This is a genomic window from Pseudanabaena sp. UWO310 (genome assembly GCF_006861605.1).
Taxonomy (GTDB): Bacteria; Cyanobacteriota; Cyanobacteriia; order Pseudanabaenales; family Pseudanabaenaceae; genus Pseudanabaena.
The window spans coordinates 74,605-90,083 of the sequence record NZ_SELU01000005.1; the positions used below are offsets into that span (position 1 = coordinate 74,605).

At 43.7% G+C, this 15,479-nt stretch carries 13 protein-coding genes and 1 tRNA gene; 6 read left to right on the top strand and 8 right to left on the bottom strand.

The window, feature by feature from the left end:
- Complete coding sequence (locus PseudUWO310_RS03225) at window positions 1-324, bottom strand: phasin family protein (RefSeq protein ID WP_009626722.1); 324 nt, start codon at window positions 322-324, stop codon at window positions 1-3.
- A 182-nt stretch (window positions 325-506) separates the two neighbouring features.
- Between PseudUWO310_RS03225 and PseudUWO310_RS03230 the strand changes: the two genes are divergently transcribed.
- The gene (locus PseudUWO310_RS03230) at window positions 507-989 is read left to right on the top strand and encodes a peptidylprolyl isomerase (protein WP_009626723.1); all 483 of its coding nucleotides are present in this window, start codon (window positions 507-509) and stop codon (window positions 987-989) included.
- 315 nt (window positions 990-1,304) lie between these two features.
- On the opposite strand, the gene hmpF is transcribed toward PseudUWO310_RS03230, so the two are convergent.
- The 5 genes from hmpF to PseudUWO310_RS03255 all read right to left on the bottom strand — a co-directional run bounded on the left by hmpF (window position 1,305) and on the right by PseudUWO310_RS03255 (window position 6,138).
- The gene (hmpF, locus tag PseudUWO310_RS03235; protein ID WP_142598955.1) at window positions 1,305-2,993 is read right to left on the bottom strand and encodes a pilus motility taxis protein HmpF; all 1,689 of its coding nucleotides are present in this window, start codon (window positions 2,991-2,993) and stop codon (window positions 1,305-1,307) included.
- 172 nt (window positions 2,994-3,165) lie between these two features.
- A complete protein-coding gene (locus PseudUWO310_RS03240; RefSeq protein WP_142598957.1) occupies window positions 3,166-4,191 on the bottom strand; it encodes an ABC transporter permease in 1,026 nt (341 codons plus the stop codon).
- Window positions 4,191-4,376 carry a hypothetical protein gene (locus PseudUWO310_RS03245; RefSeq protein WP_142598959.1) on the bottom strand — a complete coding sequence of 62 codons (186 nt, stop codon included), beginning with the start codon at window positions 4,374-4,376 and terminating at the stop codon, window positions 4,191-4,193. The genes PseudUWO310_RS03240 and PseudUWO310_RS03245 overlap by 1 nt, the downstream gene beginning before the upstream one ends.
- A gap of 308 nt (window positions 4,377-4,684) precedes the next feature.
- Window positions 4,685-5,449, bottom strand: coding sequence for a hypothetical protein (locus PseudUWO310_RS03250; RefSeq protein ID WP_142598961.1), 765 nt, complete (start codon window positions 5,447-5,449; stop codon window positions 4,685-4,687).
- A 287-nt stretch (window positions 5,450-5,736) separates the two neighbouring features.
- Window positions 5,737-6,138, bottom strand: coding sequence for an excinuclease ABC C subunit domain protein (locus tag PseudUWO310_RS03255; RefSeq protein WP_009627328.1), 402 nt, complete (start codon window positions 6,136-6,138; stop codon window positions 5,737-5,739).
- 130 nt (window positions 6,139-6,268) lie between these two features.
- On the opposite strand from PseudUWO310_RS03255, the gene PseudUWO310_RS23505 reads away from it, so the two are divergent.
- From PseudUWO310_RS23505 to PseudUWO310_RS03270, 4 genes are all read left to right on the top strand, one after another.
- Window positions 6,269-6,403, top strand: a complete 135-nt coding sequence (locus PseudUWO310_RS23505; protein WP_009627327.1) for a hypothetical protein — start codon at window positions 6,269-6,271, stop codon at window positions 6,401-6,403.
- Window positions 6,404-6,842: 439 nt separating this feature from the next.
- Window positions 6,843-7,331 carry a flavin reductase family protein gene (locus PseudUWO310_RS03260; protein WP_142598963.1) on the top strand — a complete coding sequence of 163 codons (489 nt, stop codon included), beginning with the start codon at window positions 6,843-6,845 and terminating at the stop codon, window positions 7,329-7,331.
- A 263-nt stretch (window positions 7,332-7,594) separates the two neighbouring features.
- A tRNA-Gly gene (locus PseudUWO310_RS03265) sits at window positions 7,595-7,666 on the top strand.
- A 144-nt stretch (window positions 7,667-7,810) separates the two neighbouring features.
- Window positions 7,811-9,265 (top strand): TldD/PmbA family protein, encoded by a 1,455-nt coding sequence (locus tag PseudUWO310_RS03270; protein ID WP_142598965.1) that lies wholly within the window; start codon window positions 7,811-7,813, stop codon window positions 9,263-9,265.
- A gap of 80 nt (window positions 9,266-9,345) precedes the next feature.
- Here the strand turns inward: PseudUWO310_RS03270 and PseudUWO310_RS22720 are convergent, their stop codons facing one another.
- Together PseudUWO310_RS22720 and PseudUWO310_RS03275 are read right to left on the bottom strand one after the other, a co-directional pair.
- On the bottom strand, window positions 9,346-9,501 hold the full coding sequence (locus PseudUWO310_RS22720) for a hypothetical protein (RefSeq protein ID WP_009629275.1): 156 nt from the start codon (window positions 9,499-9,501) through the stop codon (window positions 9,346-9,348).
- A gap of 326 nt (window positions 9,502-9,827) precedes the next feature.
- Window positions 9,828-11,426 carry a glycoside hydrolase family 57 protein gene (locus tag PseudUWO310_RS03275; protein ID WP_055076228.1) on the bottom strand — a complete coding sequence of 533 codons (1,599 nt, stop codon included), beginning with the start codon at window positions 11,424-11,426 and terminating at the stop codon, window positions 9,828-9,830.
- A gap of 1,201 nt (window positions 11,427-12,627) precedes the next feature.
- Between PseudUWO310_RS03275 and PseudUWO310_RS03280 the strand changes: the two genes are divergently transcribed.
- Window positions 12,628-15,192, top strand: a complete 2,565-nt coding sequence (locus tag PseudUWO310_RS03280) for a LysM peptidoglycan-binding domain-containing M23 family metallopeptidase (RefSeq protein ID WP_142598967.1) — start codon at window positions 12,628-12,630, stop codon at window positions 15,190-15,192.
- Window positions 15,193-15,479: the final 287 nt, after the last annotated feature.

A 15,479-nucleotide genomic window follows, 5' to 3' on the forward strand; every position in this document is an offset into this window, starting at 1 on the left:
TTAGCGCCACTGTTTATTTTCTAATTCCCGTACCTGACGCTCTAGGCGATCGATCCGCCCGCGCAGTTCATCCATCTCATTTTGACGCGGCACTCCCAAATCTTGCATGACATTGCGAATCTGGCGCTGAATTAAAGTTTCCAAATTTCCCTGTTCTGATTTGAGACGGCTGGCAATATCGTTGAGAATTTCGGAGGCTTGATCGGGATCGATTTTGCCATCTTTGACCCAATCTTCACTGGCTTCTTTGATTTTTTCTAAAACAAGGGAAGTTGTGCCGACACCAAGCATGAGTAATTGCTTGAGCAAATTATTGCTATCCATAATCCGTACGATCCTCAAAGCCGATCTATAAACTCCATCATACTAAACAAAAGTCTGAGCAATTCATGAATTGCCCTTACTTTGCCCAGACTTTAAGCATATCGATATATTTGAAACACCTTGACGATTGCTATACTTTAAGCTGCTTTTAAATTGTCAAAAACTTTCTGGTAAGCGTACTTATGATTCGTGCAGTAATAGAGACCGATAAAGGAACAATTCGTGCTGAGTTAGACGATCTGCACGCTCCGATCACTGTCAAAAATTTCGTAGATCTATCTAAGCACGGCTTTTATGATGGGCTAACTTTTCATCGTGTCGAACCAGGATTTGTGATCCAAGGTGGCGATCCGCTTGGTAATGGGACTGGCGGTTCGGGCGATCGCATCAAATTGGAAATTTTTGCCGAAGGTGACAGCGAAGCAACCATTGGCAAAATTTTAACTGGTGGAAAAAAGCCAGTGATTAAGCACAATAAGGCGGGCGTATTCTCCATGGCACGCACTAACGATCCGAATAGTGCCACTAGCCAATTTTTCATTACCCTTGGTGATGCATCTTTCTTAGATGGACAATATGCAGCTTTTGGTTATACCGAAGATACGGAAGTAGCTCAAGCTATCCGTCGTGGCGATAAAATTATCTCGATTAAAATCGAAGATTAAATCAAGCCGCCCTGTATTATAGCTGTCGCCAAGTGTATTAGGACATAAACCCCAAGAATTGGCTGGCGGCGCTTCGCGCCGCCAGCCAATTCTTGGAGTTTGATTTGTTCTCATTCAAGTGACTGTAGCTATAAAACCCAAGAAGGGAATGGCGGCGCGAAGCGCCGCCATTCCCTTCTTGGGTTTTGAAAACCAAGTTAAGAAATGGCTACGCCATTTCTTAACTTGGTATAAAAGAGAGGCAAACCGCAAAAGGCAAGTGGCGGCGCAAAGCGCCGCCACTTGCCTTTTGCGGTTATGTCCTAATTAGTTTTTTCAGGAAGCAACTAAACTCTGAATAATCGATTGTAAATCGGTTAATACCTGTGCAGAGTTATTCCCATTGGACATATTTCCTAAGTCTTGGATTGCCCCTTCTAACTGAGGTCGCAATGTATCGACAATATCCTGCACAGGACGCAAAAGCTTTTCTTGAGCGCTAATTTGCCCCAGCAGCTCAGCAACAAGTCTAATCCGATCCTGCTGCTGGGCTTCCGAAGCCCGAATCGCTTGCTCTTGCTGTAGATGATCCTGAGTTTGCTTGCCAAGGACTTCTTGCTGTTGCTGCGTATAATTTCTCACCGCCTCAATTTGACTTTCCATCTTCATCAATTCTTGCTCTTGGCGATTTTTTTGCGCCTCAATTTGGGAAAGCAAAGGCAATAAGCTTTGAACGGGACTCTCTTCAACGGTAATCCCTTTACGACGATCTAGAATCGCCTTCTGTTGATTTAATACGGACAAACGTTCCTGCATACCGCGTCTCATTCCTGAAACGCTTTCCTCAAGAAGGTTATATTGTTCCTCCACAAATTCTTTATTACTTTCTAGCTCTATTCTGGCGAACTGATCGGCTGTTTCCACCTGACTTTGGATGTCGGCAATTTCACCCTCGAGTCCAGCTAGCTCATCTTCTTGGGCGCTAACATAATTTACTAAGCGATCGAAATCTGCTTGCAGAGCCTTAATAGTTGATTCCAACTCTTCGATCGTCATTGACTGTAAACGACTTTCTTCTTCGGGACTCAATACTTCTATGCTTCCTGGCCCCCCCAAAGACTCGATCGCATTAGAAGTTTGCTCGTATAGATCGATTTGGGCATCTAACTGCAACCTAGACATCGCTATATTATTCTCTTGCAGCTTGAGAATGCCACGCTGCGCTTTTAACTCCGCTTGAGCATCAGCTAAGGCAATTTGAGTTTGTTGCCATTGATTTTTACGATTGTTAAGCTCCTCCGTTGATTTGGCTAGAATTCCCTTTTGTTTCTCAGCCTCATTTTTGAGCCCATCTAAACCTTGCCAAAATTCCGTGAGTACCTCTTGGCGTTTATTTATTAAATCAAGAGCACTATGAACCCTATTTCTTAGGGAATCTGGATTTGTAAAATTTGTCGATAATTGAGAGATTAGAGTTTTGATATTTTCGGCTTGATCGACCGTTAAGGCTGCCGCCTTAGCTTCAAACTGACCCCGTTCGGTTTCAATGCCTGCTCTTACATTTTCGATTTCGCTACGTTCTTTAGCCAGCTTGGCTTCTAACTCTTCGATTTCTTGCTTTCTCGTATCGAGATGTTCTAGTTCTAATTCCTTTTGCTCTAATTCTTGCTCGCGGCGATGTAGTACTTGACTTTGAAAATTAAGAGATTGCTTCCACTGTTCAACTTCTTCTTCAGCAGCTTTATACTTATCCTGCGATCGCGAAAAGGCTTGCAGAATATTGACAATCTTTCTAGAAGCGTCTTGCACGCTTTGCACTTGGTTACTGCCCGTAACTTCGGCAATTACCATCTGACCATCTTTAAAATCTTTGGCTTGGCTTGAATCTTGAATTGGTAAAACTTGCTCGTTCGTAATCGGCTGCCAAACATTTTCGCCCGTATTACGTGCTAACAAACGGATTGAAGAATTACCACCTAATCCAAAAGCTGCTTGAGTTTTTTGAAGTTCCGCTAAGTACTGCACGCTGAATATACTCCTATTTTGCTGATGCTGACTTTCAGATTGACATGACGAAAGAGCAAAAACCCGTCACAAACAATACAAAATAGCCTAAATCCTAGTCTCATACTACCTAATTGCCTAAGCATTTTGGCGATATATTTTTTAAGACTATCAGGACGTTTTTGTGAAAAGTCTATTGCCTAATGTTTTTTGGGTCAAGGGCATCGCGTAAACTATCACCCAAGAGATTAAATGATAGCACCGTCAATACGATTGCTAATGCTGGAGCCCACACTAGCCAAGGTTGAAGAATGACAATCGAGGCATTGGTGGACAAAGACAGCATATTACCCCATGAGGGATCGGGTGGCTGAATCCCGAGTCCCACAAGGCTTAAGACTGCCTCTACGACTATAAATCGGGGGATATCGAGGGTTGCCGAAATGATGATAAATGTGATGGTCTGGGGTAAAACATGCTTGATAATAATTCGTAATGGGCTGGCTCCCGACGCACGAGCCGCCAAAATGAAAGTTTGTTCTTTGATAGACAACACTTGTCCACGAATTATTCTTGCTAAACCTGACCATGACACAAACGAAATTATGGCGATAATTAATGCGAATCTTTGAGTATTACTGATTTGAGGCGGCAAAATTGCAGCTAATGCTACTAACAGATAAATCGAAGGCACTGACATCAGAACTTCAACAAAGCGCATTAAAACTACATCAAGCCATCCGCCAATATATCCAGAAATACCCCCGACAAGGCAACCAATGGTATAGGAAATAATTGTACCGATAAAGCCAATTAATAGGCTAATTCTACCGCCATGCAGAAGTCGCGTTAATTGGTCGCGTCCCTGTTCGTCGGTTCCCAGTAGATTAAGGGGCGCGTTGCTCGTCTTGAATAAATGCCCCGCTTGAAAGAGCTGGATCTGGGAGGGCTGGGTGTAATCAACGATCAAGGCGCGATCGCCTGTTTCCATATCGACCTTACCCTGAGTCGTGGGATAGACGTGAGCGCCAATATACTGACCTTGGCGATCGTGCCAATATATTTGTGTTGGTGGGAGTAAAGCACCATTTTTAACGGATTCATTGACACCGTAAGGGGTCATGAAATCAGCAAATAAAGACGCAGCGTAAAAAAACGTCAAAATGATAATGCCAATCCAAGCAAGAGGATTGGCTCGGAGTCGTTTCCACCAAGTCATTAGGAGCCTTTAAGCGCTTTGAAAAAATTTTTACGGTAATTGCCATTCATGACAAAGAGAACTGGCCAAAGTAATGCTAGTCCAATTTGATTGCCAGAAAAGTCGGTACGTCGAAAACCTTGTAAAAATTTTACAACTCCAAATACATAAGCGACTGTTACCAAAATTCCAATGAGTGTTGGCATATGTAGATCTCCCTTGATTAACTATCTAATTTAGCACCAACAAATAGGTTATACCAAAGCTCAAAATGGCTACGCCATTTTGAGCTTTGAAAACCCTTACTGGGTTTGGTTTTTAATTCACGAAAGTGTGACAACACTTTCGTGAATTGGTATTATGTGGATAGATGGTTCTCGGCACATAGAATTTAGGGGGTGCCTTGCGCCACCGCGCTCTTCTTGTGATTACCAAAGAAATAGACATACAAAACCAAGAATTAGACGTTGCGGCGCTTCGCGCCGCAACGTCTAATTCTATGAATTTTTGAGGCTTAGAACAAACCTACCCATGCCGACCATAGACGATCTCCCAATATTATGGCTTTGGCAGATAGTTTGGAGAAATTTGCGTGATCTTGAGCAGTAGGACTGCTAACTTCCCCCAGATAGGCGGCGGCGATCGCTCCTGATTGGATGGTAACTTGGAGCTGATTAGATTGTGGATGTCTTTGGGCGCGGGTAGTCACTATGCGCCAACTATGATGGGTACTCAAAAAGTAGTACAAACTACTGGCGATCGCATCCGATAGCCCCTTTTCCCGATGGGATGCGATCGTACTTGCGCCATGCTCCACAAATTGCTGCGCGAGTTGTAGCTGAGCTAAACATTGCTGTTGCGCTTGAGGGGTACGGCTTAACGCGATCCTTTGTTGAAAATCATCACAGATATGGTTAATAAGCAATCGGGGGTGCAATTCACCCAGACAGGCTAAGGCGATGACGTAGGCTAATACTAATTCTTGAATATTGGCTTTGCTATGGGATTGTAATGCTAGTAGACGCGATCGCATTTCCTGTAGATCCTGATGCCAATAGGCTCCGATGCCGATCGCAGCTATAGTTAAATCTATCTGAGTTAAATCTATTTTTTCGTTTTTTTCATTTTTTTCGGTCGATTTGAGCGCATTGAGGTTGTCATTAATTATTAGTTCAACTATGGGTTCTAGGCGATCGGGCAAATTGGGTGGGGCAGTAAGCAAAATACTTGTAAAAATAGCTCGAAATCGACTTTTTACAGATATCGGTGTTAGCAACATAAGCTCCATAGATGTTTGTTGCCAGTATAAAACCTCCCAATAAAACCTCCCAATAAAACCTCCCCAAAATATTGCTTTCTATAGCAACGCCAGATAAAACCCTAAAGAGGAGTGGCGGCGCTTCGCGCCGCCACTCCTCTTTAGGGTTTTATGTCCTAAGCAAATCTTACATTGCTACATTCTTTATCTAGTTTCCCCATCTCGCAAGATTTTGAAATAGGCTTTGAGAAAGGGTTTGCTACGCAAACCCTTTCTCAAAGCCCAAAATTAAAAGTTACTTAGCTCATCTACAGAAAATAAATTAGGGTCGCGATCGCCAGTAAAAGCAACAAAACATAAATTGCCAATCTTCCCCACACAGCTATAAACAAACATAGTAAATTCCAAAAAGTCACCCTTGCCGTCCCATTCCACTTGGGACGAAATCGACTAATTTCGGACTTTTCATACGCATCAATCCGATCCATCTCTAAAACCTTGTAATGTAGTCTGCCAAAGGGATGCAAAATCCTAAACTGCTGATAACGATGGTGGTCATTTTTCCATCGATTGCGGAGATTTTTAGTTTTGCCAACATACAAAACAATCCACAGAGCGGTGATGTAATAAACTCCTGCATGTTTGGGTAACTCCTTAAGCTTTTTGATGGACTTAGATGGCAACCAAAAAATGCGCAGCCAGTCAGACATAGGTGATTTACTATCCTAAAGTGCTTATTCCTAGATATTTTGCTACTTTTATGCGATCGCTATCGAAGTTGAGCTATAAATAAACTGTTTTGGTTAAGTAATCTAAATTATCTAGTTAGGTTTTGCTTATATGTCAGATTTTAATCGCGGCATCATGAAGTTTGAAAATGCCGACAGCCCCCTATCAATCATGCTATCTAGCATTGTCGTTTTGAGCGCGATCGGGTTCCTCCTCTGGTGGGGATTTCAGACCGCTTACGTCTAAACTTACGTTTAACGAAGAAAAAGCGGTGCAGTGCGCCGCTTTTTCTTTGCGATTATTTTTTGTGATTATTTATGGTTTTGCTTGGTAAGTGGGCTTAATTAAATATAAAACCCTAAAACCTGCGGCGCACGCGCAGCGTGCGCCGCAGGTTTTAGCTCTGGATTTTAATTATGTTGGGGTACTTATAGCAACGTAAGGTTTGATTAAGGCATAAAACCCAAAAGATGAGTGGCGGCGCGAAGCGCCGCCACTCATCTTTTGGGTTTTGATTTGTGCAATTCACGAAAGTGTTGTCACACTTTTGTGAATTAAAAACCAAACCCAGTAAGGGTTTCCAAAGCTAAAAATGGCGTAGCCATTTTTAGCTTTACTTGGTGGGTTAAGCTAAAACAAGTTTTTAAAAATTTATCAATCATTTAACTTACATTTAACTCAAATAATGACTATTACCATTTCTCAAGACGAACAACTTGGAGCGGCGATCGGTGCAATTCCCAGTGGTTTGTTTATTGTCACCTCTCAACAAAATGGCAAAACGGCAACCATGCTAGCTTCATGGGTTCAACAAGCTGGGTTTGCGCCTCCTTCGGTAACAATTATTGTTTCTAAAGGCAGACCCATTGAATCTTTCTTGACCATCGGCAGTCCTCTGGTTGTCAATATCGCGGAAAAAGGACAAGGTAAAATTATTGGACATTTTGCTAAGGGCTTTGCGCCAGATGTCGATCCCTTTGAGGGGATTGAGACAGCAATAGCTCCTAGCGGACAACCCTATCTAACTGATGCGATCGCCTATCTTGATGCGACGGTGACAGGTAGCCTTGATGCGGGAGATCACAACGTCATTCTGGCGACCATCACCGCAGGTGAACGGCTTCGTGAAGGGGAGCCCGCCATCCATACGCGTAAAAATGGCTTCAAGTACTAATACCAAGTTAAGAAATGGCTACGCCATTTCTTAACTTAAAAACCCTTACTATGTTTAGTTTTTAATTTACAAAAGTGTTGTCACACTTTCGTGAATTGACATAAATCCCCAAAAGAGATGAATGGCGGCGCGAAGCGCCGCCATTCATCTCTAGGACTTTGAGCTTTGCGTTGCAAAGATCGAAGAAATTTTCAAAAAGTAGTTGACATTGTTGGCAATGTTTGGCATATTAATAAAGCGCTAAACGCAGTGGCGCACAAAACGCGGGTGTGGCTCAGTGGTAGAGCATCTCCTTGCCAAGGAGAATGTCGTGGGTTCGAATCCCATCACCCGCTTACTAAAAGCAGGGGTTTGTATAGCAAACCTCTGCTTCTTTGTTTTTTGTGGTCATTTTGTGGTCATTTTTGTGATCATTTTTTTGTGGTCATCATTGTTAAAGAGAATAGCTTTTTCGAGAGAATAATTGAGAAATTAGATCCATGCAGCCTAATCTTAAGTTTGATGTCAAAGTTGCCCTATCTCACATCGAGCTACCATCTGCGGAATGGATTGGCTTGCGTGAAGTTAGAGAAATTAATACGACTCGTTATGTGCGCGATCGCCAGCCCCAGTCTAACGGGCGCAGTCAATCCCACGGCGTAATGATTGAAGTATTAGTGGACGGGCAGTTTGGCTATGCCAGTACCAACAATCTCGATCTGACCAATATTCAACGTATGGCTCAGCAAGCCTACGATCGCGCTAAAACTGCGGCAAAATGGGCTGTGCATCGTTTTACGATCGCCCAAAGACCAAAAGCGATCGGACAATATTTTTCCCCATTTGTCAAACCATCGGAGGCGATCGATGCGAAAGAACTCAACTCACTCCTCATCGAGATCTGTGACACCTTAAAGGTTTCCGAGCAGATCGTGAAAACAAGTGCCTATGCCGTAATTACCGAGGTCGAAAGCAAATTTGTCAGTAGCAATGGCTCGGATATTTATCAAAAATTTCTCGTTATTGCCACTGATTATGCGGCAACCGCTCAAGATGGGGCAATTATTCAAAGACGGGGAGACAAAGGACAACTTGCCCGATGCAATCAAATCGGAGTGGAGGTATTCGATCGAGATACCCTTTTACAAAGAGCAAGAGTCATTGGCGAACAGGCAATTGAACTCCTCTCCGCGATCGAATGTCCCACTGAAACCACATCCCTAGTCCTTGCTCCCGACCAAATGTTGTTACAAATTCATGAGAGCATCGGTCATCCCTTAGAAATAGATCGGATTTTAGGCGATGAGCGCAACTATGCAGGCGGAAGCTTTGTCAAGCTAGAAGACTTTGGCAAGATGCAGTACGGATCTTCAATCATGAATGTATCCTTTGACCCGACTATGGCTGGAGAATTTGCCAGCTATGCCTTTGATGATGTGGGAATATCTGCAACCAAGGAATATTTAATCAAAGAGGGAAAGCTCCTCCGTGGCTTAGGGAGTTCTGAAAGTCAATTGCGATCGGGGATCAAGGGGGTTGCTAATGCGAGAGCCACCTCATGGAATCGTCCTGCGATCGATCGCATGGCAAATATCAATCTAGAAGCTGGCGAACATTCCTTTGAGACGATAATTAGCAATATTGAGCGGGGCGTATACATGCAATCGAATCGATCTTGGTCGATCGATGATTATCGTAATAAGTTCCAGTTTGGCTGTGAATACGCCCAACTAATCGAAAATGGCAAACTTACCAAAACCCTACGCAATCCCAACTATCGGGGCGTTACCAACCAATTTTGGCGCAGTCTCGCCAAAGTAGGCGATCGCGATACCGTTGAAGCCTATGGCTCTCCTTTTTGTGGCAAGGGAGAACCAAATCAAGTTATTCGAGTCGGTCATGCTTCCCCCACCTGCCTATTTGAGAACATAGAAGTTTTTGGCGGTGCGTCCTAAATCAAAAAAACAAAAACTAAAAAAATCAAAAAGAGACATAAAATGTCTCTTTTTGATTTTTTTAGTTTTTTTTGATTTTTTTAACTTAAGCCTAGTTGCTTCATTTCTTGTTCGAGGATATTTAGCAATCCAGCATCATTATTAGCGCGAGCAACTTCCATACGACGTTTAACCGAAGCAGAGAGATTTGCTTTGTGGTTAGCGGCAGCTTCGGCTTTTCTTTGAACTACGTTCATTACTAATATCCTTATAAATTACATATTGTTTACATATACTAACCATAACATATAATTATCAAAACGGTAGCATATGTTACTGATATTTTCTTAAATAAATGTAAAGAAAATTGTGCTTATTGCAATGTCTCGGAGAAATTTACGACACTAAGCAATGCGATAGGCAAGTAAAAAGCCAAGCCCCAAAAGTATGAGGGAACACAATGGGTTCCCTCATGCTTTTGGGGCTTGGCTTTGATAAATTCAGCAAGCCCAAGAGGCGAATGGCGGCGCTTTGCGCCGCCATTCGCCTCTTGGGCTTAGCTATAAAAACATACAGATCGCGCTTAGCCAGCCGTTAGAGGACGGTAAGTTCTGTAATTGATATCAGGAAAGATATTGTCAATATATTCAATCTTCTCCAACCATCCAGAGTCAATCTTGCCAGCCTCAATATCATCAAATAATTTCTCCAATCGCATTAAGTGCGATCGCGTCCTTCTTACTGCATAGGGAACCATAGTGCCCGTACGCATGATAAATGCCCAGTCAGAGGATTGAGCTAAAAGTAGCTCCCTTGCGGCTTGATTGAGGGCTCGCCATTCTAAATCATCGGCAGGTTCGCGATAGGACAAATGAATCATCCGCTCCGCACCTTTATGCAAATGTTGATAGACCCAAGCATTAGTCTCATTTAGCCAATATTCGTGGAAACCTTTGTACCCCCAACTAGATTGGGCAGGACGCGATACCTGCTGGGTCGGATTATTGCGCAGATAATCTGCCAAATGGGTCATTTCATAGGTGGTTTGGTCGTAATAGGATTTACGAATCAAGAAATCGATAAACCAAGGACCTTCATACCACCAATGTCCAAATAACTCTGCGTCATAGGGAGATACTACCAACGGAGGGCGACCCATCATTTCATGGAGATAGCCAACCTGCCGCTCGCGATTTTGCATAAAGTTAGCCGCATGTTCGGCTGCTTTCTCCTTCGCCCAGTAAGGATCGTAAAGTTGTTTTGCATCTAAGCCAAAATCACTACCTGTAATGCGGTGATACTTGACCCCTGTATTTTTTCGCTGACCGTTAGGCATGATGAACGGCTTGATATATTCATAGTCAGCTTCCCACCCTAAATCCTTATAAAATTCACGATAAACGGGATTACCTGGGTAGCCAACCTTCGATGACCATACTTGCTGCGAGGACTCATGGTCACGCGCAAAGGCGGCAACTCCTGTTTCCGTAAAAACAGGGGCGTAGGTTCCAAACCTAGGGCGGGGTTGACCATATAAAATTCCATGCCCATCGGTAAGGAAATAGCGTAAGCCCACATCGGCAAGCATTCGCTCTAATCCGTCGTAATAGGCGCATTCTGGCAACCAAATTCCATTCGGAGCCCGCCCAAATTCGTTGGTGTAATGTTCAACAGCAACCTCTAGCTGTGCCCAAACTGCCTCTGGATACATTTTCATTAGTGGCAGATAGCCGTGAGTCGCCCCACAGGTAATAATCTCCAGATTATTGGTGTCTTGAAATTGCTTAAACGCAGTTATGAGATCGCCACTATATTTTTCCCAAATTTCGCGAGTTTCCGCAAATTCTTTGACATAGTACTCCGCCAGATACTTAACATGACCATTATGTTCGTTATGAATGACCTCAAGTTCTACCAATTGCTGTAAAAGGGCGAGGTGTTTGTCATAGCGTTCTTGCAGAAGAGGATCGCGGAGCATAGATACCAACGGTGGTGTCATACTCATGGTCATTTTGAAATCAATGCCATCTCGCCTGAGTCCCTCATAGACTTTGATTAGGGGAATATAGGTCTCAGTAATCGCCTCATACAACCATTCTTCTTCAAGCACATAGTCACTTTCGGGGTGACGAACGTAGGGTAGGTGAGCGTGTAAGACCAGCGCGAGATATCCAATGCTCATAGATCTTCTTTTCCTAAAAAGTCTTTAAATTAGCCGATATTGCTAAAAAGTAGACTTTCAGAATCAGGATATCCAACATTTAGGGTTGACTATCCTGATTCTGAAAGTTTACCTATTAGCCAGATCACATTTTCGGGCATATTTCGGGCATATCAAGTACATTAAAGTTGTTCTAGCCTATTAATACAGGCAAGTTCCCTATGACTTAGCTATGCTGCTGAAAGCTGCTATCTCCAAATGTGATTTCCTTCTTTGAGGCATTTTTAAAGTAATTTTAAGCTATTCCTGTACCCAATGTAATTATCCATACATCCTGCCGATCGCGATCGTTAAGTAGCTAAGAGGGCATACTGCCCGCGTAGCAGGCGGTATGCCCTTCTAGGTTTTAAGGTTACTTATGCTTAGCTAATTACAAGTAAATGGCAAGCTAAGCCTTTAGCTTGCAGATTAGCCTTTAGCTTGCAATTTAAGCCTTTAGGGACTTGCGATTTAATAAAGTACCAAATATAAAACCAGAATCGTTGGTGCGGCGGAGCCGCACCAACGATTCTGGCAAATCTGGATTGGCATCTTATTTTCTCGCAAGTCCCTTAGGGGGCAATTTAAGTCTTCAGCAATTTAGGTGTTGTCTCTTACTCGGAAATTATTCGGTAAAGTTTTTTGGCGTAGATTGTTAAAAAAAGGTTACACAAAAGAAAAATCAATTTAAATCAATAAACGTAGTAAATAAGCGTAAGAATGAGATATTAAAAGATAACCTGAATGAAAAACTCTAATAACTGCTCTTGCTATCTATCGAGATGAGAGATACCTTAAGATTCTTGATTAAGTAAAATCATCTTGTAGACTCAAAAAAGTAGCTCTGGGGGGAGCGAAGGTTTAGCCAAAAACTATCTTTAGGCATAGTTAAGCACAAACTATTTTTTTATAGATTTTGCAAGATTACTTTACCAAACTGGTGCTTGACAAACTAACTTAGAACATGCGTTTGTCTATCCAAGGAGTTTTGATGCACAAAATTGATTTTTTAACTGTTCGTGGTGAACTTGTTTTAAGGAAAAGATCAAGGTAACTTATGATGTGTAATCGCTCCTTGCTGAGTTAATGATTTTGCTAATTTAAAAAAGCTTAGTTATTTAGCTCGCTTTATTCTCACACTTGATTTATCAGGGGCAAAGCTAGATTTAGAGGAGGCAGTTTTTTGAAAAAGATATCTTCCAAAGACGAGGATCTGACGACTAATGTTTCCCTGACATTGGGCGAAAAGATATCCTCTTTGAAAGTTCGTCGTTCGCTAGCAGTTTTAGGGCTTGCCTTATCTGCGGGAACCGTGGGGGTGTTGATCAACCAACAAACAGCGAATAATAATCTTAAGGTAACGCCAGTTGCGACTTCATCACGAACCTTGACGGATGTGATGGCGCAAAACCAAGATCGTAAGTATGAGATGGCGCGAAGCGCGATCGCTTCAGGCACATGGGATAACTCTCAAGGCGTAATTGTCCACGAGGTGCGTGAAGATGAAACCCTCTGGAAATTGACGCAGGTTTATCAAGTTGATGCAGCAGCGATCGCAGCATCCAATAACATAAGTGCCAATACCGAGTTACAGCCTGGAACAAAGTTATTGATTCCGCCTGTGAACGGTTTAGTTCACAAGGTTAAGCCAGGCGATACCCTCGAAGCTATTTCCAACTATTACAACGTTCCTAAGAGCGAAATTGTTAAGTTTACCTCCCTCGCTTCTGGTGACTTTTTAGCGATCGATCAGCCTCTAGTGATCCCTGGTAATGTCGCTACTTTAATGCAAGTTAAGGAAGGTCATGTTAAGCGGCAGTTATTAGCCGAGAAAGAACGCTTAATGCAGCGTTTGCAAGCTTTAGAAGGCAAAAAAGCGACTGCGACCTTAGCTAGCACCAGCACTAAGGCTAATGTTGCGGAAAATGAGATTTCCAAGCAACCTAAGTACGTTGCCTACAAGGTTCAAAACGGCGATACGATTGAAACCATTGCTCGTCGGTATGGGATCAACCAAAAGGCAATTATTGAGGCTAACAAGCTAGAAAATCCTCAATGGTTAGAATTAAATCAAGAGTTAAAGCTCCCTCAAGAGCGGAACCTGCCTCCTGTGCAAACAGTGGCTGCTTCTATTAATGAAAAGCCAAGCAAGCAAGTGCCGCCCCCTGTAGCGACCCTGTCTGAAACAACTAGAAACCTAGATACGCCATCTTCTCCTAGCTTGCCAAGAGAAGTCGATCAGCTCAGGGTTTCTGCGGCTACTCCCATGGTGCTACCGAAATCAACAACCAAAATTGCCGCTGCTAATCGCGGGCTGACTTGGGATGGCTTAATGCAATTAACGGGGACAGAAGCATCAGCAAACCTCCCTAGCGCTCCCGTACAGGAGCAATCATCTAACTTGCAGCTCAAGCCTACGGCTGTTAATCCCAATTTACCGATTGCCAGTGAGCCAGTTACCAAGGTAGCTGTAGCGCTATTCCCATTTGCTCCTGATCGGCTATTGGGTGAGTTAGGTGCTCCTAATAACAATAAAAACCCTAATTTATCGCCAACGGCGCTTAATTTACCCGCAAGATCGATTTCTACACCATCGATTCCTACGGCAAGTGCTGCCGAACAGTACAGCGCCAATCGCTCGATCCCCCTCGAAGCTAATTCGTCTCAGCCAGTAGCTGAGCCTAAAGTACAGCTTCCTGCCAGAATTGCCGCAGCTTTGTCGGTTCCCCAAATACCAACATCCTTGCTCACCGAGCAAAAGACTAGTCTGCGTAATACTCCTGCGGAATCGCCCAACCAGCCTGTAGCCGAACCGAGTGTAAAGACTGCTCCCGTAGCCGCAGTATCGGCTCCCAGCATTCCGACAAGTCGAGCGATCGAGCAAAGTGTTAACAACTCTGCCGAGCCTATTGCCCCATCATCTCAGCCTGCATCTGAGCCAAATGTGCAAATTCCGACAAGGGTAGCCGCATCTAGCCTTGCCCCCAAAGTGCCTGCATCGGCATCGGTCGATCAGCAGACTGCCACAACGGCTCAGCCCAATCAAGTTGCTTTGTTACCCGATCCCGAAGCCAGAATGACTTCCCTTGAAGTTAAAAGGCTGGAATCGGAAGTAGATCAGCTAAATGCTAAAGTTCGCGACGCTGAAATTAAAGAAGCGGCACGTAAAGCTGAAGAAGCTCGTAAGATTGAAGCCGCAAGAATTGCTTCGGCAAACCTCAACGCATCTCCAAATCCCGATCGCAACTTTGACAGTAGCCGTGCGGCGATCGCCAATCCAAGCGATCGTTCGGGTGTTACTCCCCAGTTACCGCAACTAACTGCTAGCGCTTACCTCCCCGATGTACAGGATTACGGCTTGTCCAGTGGCTTTATTTGGCCTGCCGATGGCGTGATTACATCTGGTTTTGGCTGGCGCTGGGGTCGAGTTCACCAAGGTATCGATATTGCTGCTCCCATTGGTACACCAGTTTTAGCTGCTTCTACAGGTGTGGTAGATTACGCGGGCTGGAGTGATGGCGGTTACGGCAATATGATTGATATTCGTCATCCCGATGGCACGATCACCAGATACGGTCACCTCAACGAAATTCATGTCAAAGAAGGACAGAGCGTTAGCCAAGGTCAGTTAATTGCTGCTATGGGTAGCACTGGATTTAGTACTGGTCCCCACCTCCACTTTGAGATCCGTCCTAACGGTGGTAGTGCGGTCGATCCGATGGCATTCTTAGCTTCAGTCAGCAGATAGAAATTAAGATTTCATCTTAAAAAGATAAGGAGTTGGGGATTTCGTACCCAACTCCTTATCTTTTTTAAGCCTTGTATAGCTGCCGCCAACTGTATCAGGACATCAAACCCCAAAGAGAGTTGCCGCGCGGAGCGCGGCAACTCTCTTTGGGGTTTGATTTTTGTCCTAAATTTCTGGGTTCGAGTTGCTGCGCCAAGCACTATATAGCTACAGTAATCAAACCCCAAGAATTGAGCGGTGGCGCGAAGCGCCGCCACTCAATTCTTGGGGTTTATGTCCTAATACAC

Bases quoted from the DNA above. Each gene is read 5' to 3' on its own strand.
- PseudUWO310_RS03225 (WP_009626722.1), bottom strand. From the start codon at position 324: ATGGATAGCAATAATTTGCTCAAGCAATTACTCATGCTTGGTGTCGGC.
- PseudUWO310_RS03230 (WP_009626723.1), top strand. From the start codon at position 507: ATGATTCGTGCAGTAATAGAGACCGATAAAGGAACAATTCGTGCTGAG.
- PseudUWO310_RS03240 (WP_142598957.1), bottom strand. From the start codon at position 4,191: ATGACTTGGTGGAAACGACTCCGAGCCAATCCTCTTGCTTGGATTGGC.
- PseudUWO310_RS03245 (WP_142598959.1), bottom strand. From the start codon at position 4,376: ATGCCAACACTCATTGGAATTTTGGTAACAGTCGCTTATGTATTTGGA.
- PseudUWO310_RS03250 (WP_142598961.1), bottom strand. From the start codon at position 5,449: ATGTTGCTAACACCGATATCTGTAAAAAGTCGATTTCGAGCTATTTTT.
- PseudUWO310_RS03255 (WP_009627328.1), bottom strand. From the start codon at position 6,138: ATGTCTGACTGGCTGCGCATTTTTTGGTTGCCATCTAAGTCCATCAAA.
- PseudUWO310_RS23505 (WP_009627327.1), top strand. From the start codon at position 6,269: ATGTCAGATTTTAATCGCGGCATCATGAAGTTTGAAAATGCCGACAGC.
- PseudUWO310_RS03260 (WP_142598963.1), top strand. From the start codon at position 6,843: ATGACTATTACCATTTCTCAAGACGAACAACTTGGAGCGGCGATCGGT.
- PseudUWO310_RS03270 (WP_142598965.1), top strand. From the start codon at position 7,811: ATGCAGCCTAATCTTAAGTTTGATGTCAAAGTTGCCCTATCTCACATC.
- PseudUWO310_RS22720 (WP_009629275.1), bottom strand. From the start codon at position 9,501: ATGAACGTAGTTCAAAGAAAAGCCGAAGCTGCCGCTAACCACAAAGCA.
- PseudUWO310_RS03275 (WP_055076228.1), bottom strand. From the start codon at position 11,426: ATGAGCATTGGATATCTCGCGCTGGTCTTACACGCTCACCTACCCTAC.